The following is a 13,178-nucleotide window of genomic DNA, read 5'->3' as shown; positions in this document are numbered from 1 at the left end:
GGAATATACTTATGGCATTTAAATTACCAAATTTACCATATGCATATGATGCATTGGAACCATATATAGATCAAAGAACAATGGAGTTTCATCACGACAAACATCACAATACGTACGTGACGAAATTAAACGCAACAGTTGAAGGAACAGAGTTAGAGCATCAATCACTAGCGGATATGATTGCTAACTTAGACAAGGTACCGGAAGCGATGAGGATGTCAGTCCGTAATAATGGCGGTGGTCATTTTAACCATTCATTATTCTGGGAAATACTATCACCTAATTCTGAAGAAAAAGGTGGCGTAATAGACGACATTAAAGCGCAGTGGGGCACTTTAGATGAATTTAAAAATGAATTTGCAAATAAAGCAACAACATTATTTGGATCAGGTTGGACTTGGTTAGTTGTTAATGATGGAAAATTAGAAATTGTGACAACGCCAAACCAAGATAATCCATTAACAGAAGGCAAAACACCAATCTTACTATTTGATGTTTGGGAGCATGCCTACTATCTGAAATATCAAAATAAACGTCCAGACTATATGACTGCATTTTGGAATATTGTTAACTGGAAAAAAGTTGATGAATTATACCAAGCAGCAAAATAATATAACTTAATATAATTGAGGTGGAGCATCTACAAGGTGTTTCACCTTTTTTGTATGTATGAGGTAATCAATTTGCTTTTTGTATAATGGGTTGGAGAATCAAATGTAGGTAAAACAGTACAATCATTTACAATGATGAATACTTTACTTGTGTTCTCTGTGCTTGTGAACTCAATGTTTCGAGAAGAGCGCACATCGAATAACAAAATTATTTAGACAACGTTCAACAAATAAATAAACATCATACGTTTTAAAGTAGAAAAAATCATGTGATTACCTGAAAGTTATTGTCGATTAAACAATAGCTAAACAGTCATCACATGATTTTTTATTTTAATAATTTTAATAATCCGATTGTCTTATACGTGTCAGTGTTAATTCAGATATTTCCTGTGGAATATACCACTTATTAATCATAATTGGATAAGGTGTTTGTGCGTACAATGTTTCAATAATCAGCCAACAATGTGTATCACCATCAAACACGTGACTATGATTTTTGAAGTGGGGCGCTTTGGTAATAGACATTTTTAAATCTGATTGATATGCATTGCTATAAATCGTCTGCTCAACGAACGTCTTCATGTCGTCTTCGTTTTGTGTATTCACTTTAAATGTGTCAATGACATTTAACGGTATAAAGGTAAAACAAAATGCATCAGCTTGCTTAGAATGATTGTCCTTTTTTTGATAATAGCGTTCCATTGCAATGACGGCAGAAGGATGGTTTGCAAACAAATGATTTGTATATTCACTTTCTAAATCAACACGATAATTAATTGATGACATAGATACACGATCTAGCAATATTTGATCAAGTGGATGCTTAAATTGATCCATACTTGAAGCGTGTTGGGCATTTGTTTGTGGAATAACGAAGTGTCCCTTCCCTCTTGTACTCTCTACGATGCCATCTTCGGCCAACAATTTTATAGCTTGGCGCAAAGTCATACGACTGACATCAAAGCGCGCACAAAGTTCCTTTTCAGTAGGTAATGCATGGCCACTCGGATATTTTCCTATTTGAATTTCTTTATATAACGTATTATAAATCGTTAAAAATTTTGGTTGTGTTTGCGTCACGTAGACAACCTCCATAAAGTTACTTAATCACTCTCATCATACAATAATTTTTACTCGAATTGGAAAAATTATAAAAATTAAACATAGATAGGCTTTGAAAATTAGTTTTATACAAGGTTAGAAGCTATAACTGTAAAATGTTCTTAATATTGTCAAAATGTAATGCTTGAAAGCGCTTTTAAAAAATATTATTATATACATGGTTAGACAAATAGACAAATCACTATACAAATATTGGGAGGAATATTTTATGAAATCAACACCACACATTAAGCCAATGAATGACGTCGAAATTGCAGAAACGGTGCTATTGCCAGGAGATCCGTTAAGAGCTAAGTTCATTGCAGAAACATATTTGGACGATGTGGAACAGTTCAATACAGTGCGAAACATGTTTGGTTTTACCGGAACATATAAAGGTAAAAAAGTTTCTGTCATGGGTTCAGGTATGGGTATGCCATCTATTGGCATTTACTCTTATGAATTAATTCATACATTTGGTTGTAAAAAATTAATTCGCGTTGGTTCTTGTGGCGCGATGCAAGAAAACATTGATTTATATGATGTGATTATTGCACAAGGTGCCTCTACTGATTCAAATTACGTTCAACAATATCAATTACCAGGTCATTTTGCGCCAATTGCTTCTTATCAGTTATTAGAAAAAGCAGTTGAAACAGCACGTGACAAAGGTGTACGTCATCATGTAGGTAATGTGTTATCAAGTGATATTTTCTATAACGCGGATACAACAGCGAGTGAACGTTGGATGCGTATGGGTATTTTAGGTGTAGAAATGGAATCAGCTGCATTATACATGAATGCAATTTACGCTGGTGTCGAAGCATTAGGTGTGTTCACAGTGAGCGATCATTTAATTCATGAAACGTCAACAACACCTGAGGAAAGGGAACGTGCATTTACAGATATGATTGAAATTGCACTGTCATTGGTGTAGATGATTATGAATGTTGAATATTCTAAAATAAAGAAAGCAGTACCTATTTTATTATTCTTATTTGTATTCAGTTTGGTTATAGACAACTCATTCAAATTGATTTCTGTAGCCATTGCTGATGACTTAAACATTTCTGTAACTACAGTAAGTTGGCAAGCGACATTAGCCGGTTTAGTAATTGGTATTGGCGCTGTAGTATACGCTTCATTATCTGATGCCATTAGTATACGCACACTATTTATTTATGGCGTGATATTAATCATTATCGGATCAATTATTGGTTACATTTTCCAACATCAATTCGCATTACTTTTAGTTGGACGTATTATTCAAACTGCAGGTTTAGCTGCTGCAGAGACATTATATGTGATATATGTTGCAAAGTATCTTTCTAAAGAGGACCAGAAGACTTACCTTGGCTTAAGTACGAGCAGTTATTCCTTGTCATTAGTTATCGGTACATTATCAGGTGGATTTATTTCTACGTATTTACACTGGACAAATATGTTTTTAATTGCATTAATCGTAGTATTTACGTTGCCATTCCTATTTAAATTATTACCAAAAGAAAATAATACAAATAAAGCTCATTTAGATTTTGTTGGCTTAATTCTAGTGGCAACTATTGCTACAACAGTCATGCTGTTTATTACGAACTTTAATTGGTTATATATGATTGGTGCTTTAATTGCGATTATCGTTTTTGCGCTATATATTAAAAATGCGCAACGTCCATTAGTAAACAAATCATTTTTCCAAAATAAACGTTATGCTTCATTTTTATTTATAGTATTCGTAATGTATGCTATCCAATTGGGTTATATTTTTACGTTCCCATTCATAATGGAACAAATTTATCATCTTCAACTAGACACAACATCACTGTTATTAGTACCGGGTTATATTGTAGCAGTCATCGTTGGTGCACTAAGTGGTAAAATCGGCGAATATCTTAATTCAAAACAAGCGATTATCACAGCAATTATTTTAATCGCACTGAGCTTAATTTTACCTGCATTTGCAGTAGGTAATCACATTTCAATCTTCGTCATTTCTATGATATTCTTTGCAGGTAGCTTTGCTTTAATGTATGCACCTTTACTTAACGAAGCCATTAAAACAATAGATCTTAATATGACAGGTGTGGCTATTGGTTTTTATAATTTAATTATTAATGTGGCGGTATCTGTAGGTATTGCAATTGCTGCGGCTCTAATCGATTTTAAAGCATTAAATTTCCCAGGCAATGATGCATTAAGTTCACATTTCGGTATTATTTTAATTATTTTAGGTTTAATGAGTATTGTCGGATTAGTTTTATTCGTCATCTTAAATCGTTGGACACAATCTGAAAAATAAATAGATATAAATTCGCGAGATATATTCGTATTTATAGTAAAATTAAATAAAGAGATTATATAACACGAGGAGTAGTAAGTATGAAATTTGAGAAATATATAGATCACACTTTATTGAAGCCTGAGTCAACACGTACGCAAATCGATCAAATCATCGATGAAGCGAAAGCATACAATTTTAAATCTGTATGTGTGAATCCAACGCATGTTAAATATGTAGCAGAGCGACTAGCTGATTCAGAGGTGCTAGTTTGTACGGTAATAGGATTCCCATTAGGTGCGTCGACAACTGCAACGAAAACATTTGAAACAGAAGATGCAATTCAAAATGGTGCAGATGAAATTGACATGGTCATCAACATCGGCGCATTAAAAGATGGGCGTTTTGATGATGTACAACAAGACATTGAAGCAGTGGTTAAAGCTGCGAAAGGTCACACAGTAAAAGTGATTATTGAGACGGTATTGTTGGACCATGACGAAATTGTAAAAGCGAGTGAATTAACAAAAGCGGCTGGTGCGGACTTCGTTAAAACTTCAACAGGTTTTGCAGGTGGCGGTGCGACTGCAGAAGACGTTAAATTAATGAAAGATACAGTAGGTGCTGATGTAGAAGTAAAAGCATCAGGTGGCGTACGTAATTTAGAAGATTTCAATAAAATGGTTGAAGCAGGTGCGACACGTATTGGTGCGAGCGCAGGTGTTCAAATTATGCAAGGTTTAGAAGCAGATTCAGATTACTAATATATATAAAATTTGGGAGTGATAGCTATGACAAGACCATTTAATCGTGTACATTTAATCGTAATGGATTCAGTAGGTATTGGTGAAGCGCCAGACGCAGCTGATTTTAAAGATGAAGGTTCACATACTTTAAGACATACCTTAGAAGGCTTCGATCAAACTTTACCAAACCTTGAAAAGTTAGGTCTAGGGAACATCGATAAATTACCAGTAGTAAATGCAGTTGAACAACCAGAAGCATACTATACTAAATTGAGTGAAGCTTCAGTTGGTAAAGATACAATGACTGGTCACTGGGAAATTATGGGATTAAATATTATGCAGCCTTTTAAAGTATACCCTAATGGATTCCCTGAAGAGTTAATTCAACAAATTGAAGAAATGACAGGTCGTAAAGTTGTTGCTAACAAACCGGCATCGGGTACGCAAATTATCGATGAGTGGGGCGAGCACCAAATGAAAACTGGTGACTTAATTGTTTATACAAGTGCAGACCCAGTATTGCAAATTGCTGCACATGAAGACATTATCCCATTAGAAGAGTTATATGATATTTGTGAAAAGGTTCGTGAGTTGACAAAAGACCCTAAATATTTAATTGGTCGTATTATCGCACGTCCATATGTTGGTGAACCAGGAAACTTTACACGTACATCTAATCGACATGACTATGCGTTAAAACCTTTTGGTAAAACTGTCTTAGATCATTTGAAAGACGGTGGTTATGATGTTATTGCCATCGGTAAAATTAATGACATTTATGATGGTGAAGGTGTAACAGAAGCGGTTCGTACGAAGAGTAACATGGACGGTATGGATCAATTGATGAAAATTGTTAAGAAAGATTTCACAGGTATTAGCTTCTTAAACTTAGTAGACTTTGATGCATTATACGGTCATCGTCGTGATAAACCAGGTTATGCACAAGGAATTAAAGATTTCGATGATCGCTTGCCAGAACTGTTTAGCAACTTAAAAGAAGACGATTTAGTAATTATTACAGCAGACCATGGTAATGACCCGACAGCGCCAGGTACGGACCATACGAGAGAATATATCCCAGTAATTATGTACAGTCCGAAATTTAAAGGTGGTCATGCACTAGAAAGTGATACTACATTCAGTTCTATCGGTGCAACTATAGCAGATAATTTCAACGTAACATTACCAGAGTTCGGTAAAAGTTATTTAAAGGAATTGAAATAGAATAAATTTAGATATTATAAAAACAGCAGTGAAGTTAACTATAACAATAGTTTTCTTCACTGCTGTTTTTATTATAATAGAGAAACGTAAGACGGTAGGACCTCTTATTTAGGAGTATCCTGATTTAATGTTAAACAATACGTTTTCGGATTGAACCGGAAATTAAATCGACAATTGCGACCATTAGTACTAAACCGATTAATATAATACCTACACGGTCCCAAGAACGTGTTTGAATGGCAAATATGAGTGGTGTCCCGATACCACCAGCCCCAATTAGCCCCAGTATAGAAGCTGAACGTAAGTTTAGTTCAAAGCGATAAAGTATGAGTGATAGAAAGGCAGGCATAATTTGTGGTATGACTGCAAATACGAGTGTTTTAATCTTATTCGCACCACTGGCCTTTAATGATTCTACAGCACTGAAATCTAGACCTTCAATATCTTCAGCTAAAAGTTTCCCAAGCATACCTACAGAATGGATACCTAAAGCTAATACACCTGAAAATGAACCTGGGCCAACAGCTTTGATAAATATAAGTGCCATTACAATTTCTGGGAAGACACGTATAACACTTAAAATAAATTTGCTAACACCTGAAACCGGGCGTAACTTTACCATATTATTTGCACCTAAAAATGCTAATGGAATACAGATAATTGCGGCGATGAAAGTACCTACAACGGCTATCGCAAAGGTTTCAAGTAAACCACGTAATAAGTCTTCGCCATCTGGTATATAGATATAGCTAATATCTGGATGGAATAATCCGCTGAATATGGATTTTAAGATTTCTAATGATTTACTTTTAAGTTCTAAACTTGGTACACCTGCAAATGCCCAGATGATAATAGCTAAGACGACAATTGCAATAAGCCATCTTTTAATCAATTTTCGTTTGTGTGCTTTTGTGTGAACATTATATTTTGCTATTTCCTGTGTCATGCGAGATGTGCCCTCACTTTTGTACTGATGTAATCAATGACGACGACGATAACTAAAGTAAATAAAATAATCGTTGCTGTTTTTGGATATTGAAATAAACCAAGTGTTTGATCATAAAACAATCCAATACCGCCAGCGCCGACTAATCCAAGCACAGCTGAAGCACGTATATTTACTTCAAATGCATATAATACGTATGACATAAATGACGATATGGCTTGTGGTACAACACCGAAAACAATCCATTTTATTTTATTAGCGCCAACAGCCGTCATTGCTTCCATTGGACCTGGATCTATCGTTTCCAATGATTCATATAATAATTTTCCAATAATACAGATAGTTAAAATAAACAATGCTAATATCCCTGGAATTTGACCGATTCCAAATACAGCCACAAAGATTGCTGCTAATAACAAATCTGGAATAGTACGAACTATATTTAAAATAAAGCGCGAGGGTATTGAAATCCACTTTTGATGAACGATATTGCTAGCACATAATAACGCAATTGGTATTGAAACGATGCTACCTAATACTGTACTTACGATAGCCATTCGAATGGTATCTAACATTGGCGTTGTAATTTGTTGTAAATACTCGAAATCAGGTGGAATCATTTGTTTGAATAGATCACCTATTTGAGGTATTCCTATCATTAAATCTCCAAAATTAAACCCCGTATAAATGAAGCTCCAAATGATAAGCACAATGATTAACATGAAGGTAAAACTCGTTTTTAAAGAAACCTTTTTCTTTAAAAGGGAGTCATACTTTGTAGGTATTTCTAAAGGCATGTTAGTTCACTCCTAGCTTTTCATCTTCTTTAATTGTACGTCCATATATTTCACTAAATACGTCATCTGTTGCTTCAGATGCAGGACCATCATAGACAACTTCACCATCACGTAAACCAATGATGCGTGTGCCATATTCTTTTGCCAAGTCAACAAAATGTAAATTAATTAAAATTGTGATGCCTAATTCTTGGTTGATTTTTCTTAAATCATCCATAACCTGTTTCGTTGTTAATGGGTCTAATGAAGCAACTGGTTCATCTGCAAGAATAATTTCGGATTCTTGGCATAGCGCACGTGCAATAGATATACGTTGTTGTTGGCCACCTGATAATTCATCAGAGCGTTGATTATATTTATCTAAGATATTGACGCGTTCTAGTGCATCCATTGCTTTAATTTTGTCTTCTTTTGGGAATAAACCTAATACCATTTTCCAAGTAGGGTGATAACCTACACGTCCACTTAGTACATTTCGTAATACACTTGACCGTTTAACTAAATTAAAATGTTGGAAAATCATACCTATATTTCGGCGCATTTCTAATAATGCTTTACCATGGGCTTTAGTGATGGATTTGCCTTGGATGAAAATTTCACCTGACGTGATATCATGCAAACGATTTACAGATCTTAATAACGTGGATTTCCCAGCACCAGATAGTCCGACAATAACTGCAAATTCACCTTTTTCAATATTTAAGTTAATATTTTTCAAGCCTACATGACCGTTAGGATAGACTTTACTGACGTTTTTAAATTCGATTTGACTCATGTTTGACACCTTTCTTTAATAAAGAAAAGCCAAGGTAAACTGAAATATCATAGACATTGGGTTTCTGTGTACAAATGGTTTCAAATGTACAGCGACACCTTTCTATATCTGTTTCAGTTTAGCGCCTAGCTTTTCAATATTAATCTAGAATATATCTATTGAACGAAAGCTTTTAATACCAAATTCGCTAATGATTCATTTGTTAAATAATGATTATTTCATATCTTTAACTAATTTTTCGTACTCTCTTACAATGTCGAAATTTGAATCTTTCGTTTCTGTGTATCCTTCATGTGAATAAACTTCGCTAATAATTTTGTGACCTTCTTTTGATTTAGCAATGTCTATAAAAGCTTTTTTCAATTTTTCTTGAAAATCTTTATCCATATCTGGTCTTACAGAAATTGTGTCATTCGGAATAGCTTGTGTTAATTTTAAAATTCGTGTGTCTTTAAATACATTTGGTTGGTCTTTTTTCACAGTATTACGTGCATCATTAAATACAGCCGCAGCATCTACATCTCCATTTAATAATGAGATAACTGCTTGGTCATGACCTTTAACATTCACAATTTTCATATCTTTAGTTGCATTAATACCTGCTTCGTTTTTTAACATCGCAAGTGGGAATGTATATCCAGCAGTTGATGTTACATCTTGTAAGGCAATTTTCTTACCTTTTAAATCTTTCAAGCTTTTAATTTTTGAGTCTTTTTTAACAAGAATTTCTGATTTATAACTATCTACAAGTTCTTTACTTGCTGAACCATCTTCTTTTACACCAAAACGTTGTGCTTGTAATAATAAATCAGCTGCTTTTTGATCATGTGCTAATGTGTATGCCGTTGGTGGTAAGAAACCAACATCAACTTTTTTAGACTTCATAGCTTCAACAATTGTATTGTAGTTAGTTGATACAGACACTTTAACTGGAATTCCTAATTCTTTAGATAGTAATTTTTCTAATGGTTTTGCTTTAGCCTCTAATGTTCCAGCATTTTGCGAAGGTACAAATTGTACTGTTAATTCTTTAGGTTTGTATCCTCCTGATTTAGAATCCGAATCATTACTAGCGTTCTTTTGATTATCTAAAGAACTTGAGTTTCCACATGCTGCTGCAAAAACAATGACTGCTAACATTAATACAAATAAACACTTAAAATTTTTCATTTGATAACTGTCCCCTTCACATTCTTAATCGTGTAATATGTATGCAATGAAATTACACTTATAGCGTACCACATTTAAATGCGAAAAAGTATTTTATAAAAATGAATTTTAATAACTTTCTTTAAGAGTGTGATAAGATTTTGTAAACTTTTCGTTAAATTGCTCATATGCAATGAATTTTTATCTTATAATTCAAGAACAAATTTATTTTAAAAGGAGCCTCAAAAAATGAAAAAAATATATAAGTCATTAACTGTCTCTGCAATTGTTGCAACGATATCATTAAGTGTGCTACCGCAATCTTTAGCTATAACGCATGAATCGCAACATACAAAGCAACAGCGAACGGTATTATTCGATCGTTCTCATGGTCAAACAGCTGGTGCTGCAGATTGGGTTAGTGATGGTGCATTTTCAGATTATGCGGATTCAATACAAAAACAAGGTTATGACGTTAAAGCTATTGATGGTCATTCGAACATAACAGAAGCAAGTTTGAAAAGTTCCAAAATATTTGTAATTCCTGAGGCTAACATTCCTTTCAAAGAATCAGAACAGGCAGCAATTGTTAACTATGTGAAACATGGTGGCAATGTTGTCTTTATTTCAGATCATTACAATGCTGACCGAAATTTAAATCGTATTGATTCATCAGAGGCAATGAATGGTTATCGACGTGGAGCGTATGAAGATATGTCGAAAGGTATGAATGCAGAAGAAAAAAGTTCTACTGCAATGCAAGGTGTGAAAAGTTCAGATTGGTTATCTACAAACTTTGGCGTACGTTTTCGATATAATGCACTAGGTGATTTAAATACGAGCAATATTGTTTCTTCAAAAGAAAGTTTCGGTATTACTGAAGGTGTGAAATCTGTATCTATGCATGCCGGATCGACATTAGCAATTACTAATCCAGAGAAAGCAAAAGGTATTGTGTATACACCAGAACAATTGCCAGCGAAAAGTAAATGGTCACATGCTGTAGATCAAGGTATTTATAATGGGGGCGGTAAAGCAGAAGGTCCCTATGTAGCAATTTCTAAAGTTGGAAAAGGTAAAGCAGCATTTATCGGTGATTCATCACTTGTGGAAGATAGTTCGCCCAAATATGTAAGAGAAGATAATGGAGAAAAGAAGAAAACATATGATGGTTTTAAAGAACAAGACAACGGTAAGCTGTTAAATAATATAACGGTTTGGATGTCTAAAGATAATGATGGGAAATCACTTAAGGCGAGTGGCCTAACATTAGATACAAAGACTAAGTTGCTTGATTTTGAACGACCAGAGCGTTCAACTGAGCCTGAAAAAGAGCCATGGTCACAACCGCCGAGTGGTTATAAATGGTATGATCCAACAACATTTAAAGTAGGTAGTTATGGCAGCGAAAAAGGCGCAGATCCTCAGCCAAACACACCAGATGATCATACGCCACCAAATCAGAACGAAAAAGTATCATTTGATATCCCGCAAAATGTTTCTGTAAATGAGCCATTTGAAGTGACAATACATTTAAAAGGATTTGAAGCAAATCAAACACTTGAAAATCTTAGAGTTGGTATTTACAAAGAAGGCGGACGTCAAATCGGACAATTTTCAAGTAAAGATAACGATTATAACCCGCCAGGTTACAGTACTTTGCCAACAGTTAAAGCAGATGAAAACGGAAATGCCACAATTAAGGTCAATGCCAAAGTACTCGAAAGTATGGAAGGTTCAAAGATTCGTTTAAAACTCGGTGACAAAACCTTGATTACAACAGACTTCAAATAAATATATAATAGAAATAAGAAAGATGTTTGTGATTGAAGGAGTGAGTGAGGATGTCAAACATAGCATTTTATGTCGTGAGTGACGTACACGGTTATATTTTCCCAACAGATTTTACGAGTAGAAATCAATATCAACCTATGGGATTGTTACTAGCGAATCATGTTATAGAACAAGACAGAAGGCAGTATGACCAAAGTTTTAAAATAGATAATGGTGATTTTTTGCAAGGGTCACCATTTTGTAATTACTTAATCGCGCATAGCGGCAGTAGCCAGCCTTTAGTTGATTTTTATAATCGAATGGCATTCGACTTTGGTACGCTTGGTAATCATGAATTTAATTATGGATTACCATACTTAAAAGACACTTTACGCAGACTCAATTATCCAGTTTTGTGCGCTAATATTTATGAAAATGATAGTACATTGACTGATAACGGTGTGCAGTATTTTCAGGTTGGAGATCAAACGGTTGGTGTGATAGGTTTAACGACACAATTTATTCCCCATTGGGAACAACCAGAGCATATTCAGTCACTTACGTTTCATAGTGCTTTTGAAACACTTCAACAACACTTGCCTGAAATGAAGCGACATGCAGATATCATTGTGGTTTGTTACCATGGTGGATTTGAAAAGGATTTAGAAAGTGGTACGCCGACCGAAGTGTTAACGGGTGAAAATGAAGGATATGCCATGTTAGAAGCGTTTTCTAAAGATATAGATATCTTTATTACGGGTCACCAACATCGACAAATTGCTGAAAGGTTTAAGCAAACGGCTGTGATTCAACCTGGTACGAGAGGAACAACTGTAGGCAAAGTAGTCTTGAGTACTGATGAATATGAAAATCTATCCGTTGAATCATGTGAATTACTTCCTGTTATAGATGATTCCACATTTACTATTGATGAAGATGACCAACATTTACGAAAGCAGTTAGAGGACTGGTTAGATTACGAAATTACTACATTGCCATATGATATGACGATTAATCATGCATTTGAGGCACGTGTGGCACCGCATCCTTTTACAAATTTTATGAATTATGCTTTATTAGAAAAAAGTGACGCAGATGTTGCCTGTACAGCTTTGTTTGATTCTGCTAGTGGTTTCAAGCAAGTCGTGACGATGCGAGATGTGATTAACAATTACCCATTTCCAAATACATTTAAAGTTTTAGCTGTAAGTGGTGCCAAACTTAAAGAAGCCATTGAACGATCAGCAGAATATTTTGACGTGAAAAATGATAAAGTAAGTGTGAGCGCAGACTTCCTTGAACCCAAACCACAACACTTTAATTATGATATATATGGTGGCGTAAGTTATACCATTAATGTTGGCAGACCAAAGGGACAACGTGTGAGTAATATGATGATTCAAGGTCACGCAGTTGATTTAAAGCAGACATATACAATTTGTGTAAATAATTATCGTGCAGTTGGCGGTGGTCAGTATGATATGTATATCGACGCGCCAGTTGTAAAAGATATTCAAGTTGAAGGCGCACAATTACTTATTGATTTTTTATCAAATAATAATTTGATGCGCATCCCGCAAGTTGTTGATTTTAAAGTTGAAAAGTGACGGATATATGTAAAACTTACTTGATTTTAATCGGGTAAGTTTTTGTTGTAAAAAGAAAACCATACGCTATGCGTATGGTTCAGAAAAGGTTCTACCATTGTCACAAAAAATGCATCTCTACGTGCTAGAATAAATATTGGTCAGCCAACCAAAATAATCAACACGAGGAGA

12 protein-coding genes are annotated in these 13,178 nt (G+C 34.7%); 7 read left to right on the top strand and 5 right to left on the bottom strand.

Annotation, left to right across the window (positions count from 1 at the left end):
• Positions 1-11: 11 nt before the first annotated feature.
• The gene (locus IDG65_RS08935) at positions 12-611 is read left to right on the top strand and encodes a superoxide dismutase (RefSeq protein ID WP_000874681.1); all 600 of its coding nucleotides are present in this window, start codon (positions 12-14) and stop codon (positions 609-611) included.
• A gap of 342 nt (positions 612-953) precedes the next feature.
• On the opposite strand, the gene IDG65_RS08930 is transcribed toward IDG65_RS08935, so the two are convergent.
• On the bottom strand, positions 954-1,709 hold the full coding sequence (locus IDG65_RS08930; protein WP_001793808.1) for a GntR family transcriptional regulator: 756 nt from the start codon (positions 1,707-1,709) through the stop codon (positions 954-956).
• A gap of 235 nt (positions 1,710-1,944) precedes the next feature.
• On the opposite strand from IDG65_RS08930, the gene deoD reads away from it, so the two are divergent.
• From deoD to deoB, 4 genes are all read left to right on the top strand, one after another.
• Entirely contained in the window at positions 1,945-2,652 is a 708-nt protein-coding gene (gene deoD, locus IDG65_RS08925; protein WP_000843292.1) for a purine-nucleoside phosphorylase, read from the top strand.
• Positions 2,653-2,658: 6 nt separating this feature from the next.
• Positions 2,659-4,011 (top strand): tetracycline efflux MFS transporter Tet(38), encoded by a 1,353-nt coding sequence (gene tet(38), locus IDG65_RS08920; RefSeq protein ID WP_001100293.1) that lies wholly within the window; start codon positions 2,659-2,661, stop codon positions 4,009-4,011.
• An 80-nt stretch (positions 4,012-4,091) separates the two neighbouring features.
• Positions 4,092-4,754, top strand: coding sequence for a deoxyribose-phosphate aldolase (deoC, locus tag IDG65_RS08915; protein ID WP_000667291.1), 663 nt, complete (start codon positions 4,092-4,094; stop codon positions 4,752-4,754).
• Between the two features lie 27 nt (positions 4,755-4,781).
• Complete coding sequence (gene deoB, locus IDG65_RS08910) at positions 4,782-5,960, top strand: phosphopentomutase (RefSeq protein ID WP_206174070.1); 1,179 nt, start codon at positions 4,782-4,784, stop codon at positions 5,958-5,960.
• A 130-nt stretch (positions 5,961-6,090) separates the two neighbouring features.
• Here the strand turns inward: deoB and phnE (IDG65_RS08905) are convergent, their stop codons facing one another.
• The 4 genes from phnE (IDG65_RS08905) to IDG65_RS08890 form a co-directional block, all read right to left on the bottom strand.
• Positions 6,091-6,906 carry a phosphonate ABC transporter, permease protein PhnE gene (gene phnE, locus IDG65_RS08905; protein WP_000191092.1) on the bottom strand — a complete coding sequence of 272 codons (816 nt, stop codon included), beginning with the start codon at positions 6,904-6,906 and terminating at the stop codon, positions 6,091-6,093.
• On the bottom strand, positions 6,903-7,703 hold the full coding sequence (gene phnE / locus IDG65_RS08900; protein WP_001127689.1) for a phosphonate ABC transporter, permease protein PhnE: 801 nt from the start codon (positions 7,701-7,703) through the stop codon (positions 6,903-6,905). The genes phnE (IDG65_RS08905) and phnE (IDG65_RS08900) overlap by 4 nt, the downstream gene beginning before the upstream one ends.
• A 1-nt stretch (position 7,704) precedes the next feature.
• On the bottom strand, positions 7,705-8,478 hold the full coding sequence (gene phnC / locus IDG65_RS08895; protein WP_000078092.1) for a phosphonate ABC transporter ATP-binding protein: 774 nt from the start codon (positions 8,476-8,478) through the stop codon (positions 7,705-7,707).
• A 213-nt stretch (positions 8,479-8,691) separates the two neighbouring features.
• Positions 8,692-9,648: a phosphate/phosphite/phosphonate ABC transporter substrate-binding protein gene (locus IDG65_RS08890; RefSeq protein ID WP_000787672.1), complete on the bottom strand. Its 957-nt coding sequence runs from the start codon at positions 9,646-9,648 to the stop codon at positions 8,692-8,694.
• A 228-nt stretch (positions 9,649-9,876) separates the two neighbouring features.
• Here IDG65_RS08890 and IDG65_RS08885 point away from each other — a divergent pair, with 228 nt between their 5' ends.
• The gene (locus IDG65_RS08885; protein ID WP_000725582.1) at positions 9,877-11,421 is read left to right on the top strand and encodes a hypothetical protein; all 1,545 of its coding nucleotides are present in this window, start codon (positions 9,877-9,879) and stop codon (positions 11,419-11,421) included.
• A gap of 50 nt (positions 11,422-11,471) precedes the next feature.
• Entirely contained in the window at positions 11,472-13,007 is a 1,536-nt protein-coding gene (locus IDG65_RS08880; protein WP_000065047.1) for a bifunctional metallophosphatase/5'-nucleotidase, read from the top strand.
• Positions 13,008-13,178: the final 171 nt, after the last annotated feature.

It is taken from the genome of Staphylococcus sp. EG-SA-17, from assembly GCF_017151845.1.
Taxonomy (GTDB): domain Bacteria; phylum Bacillota; class Bacilli; order Staphylococcales; family Staphylococcaceae; genus Staphylococcus; species Staphylococcus aureus.
Note: the sequence above shows the minus strand (reverse complement) of the source record. Positions and strands in the feature narration are given on the sequence as shown.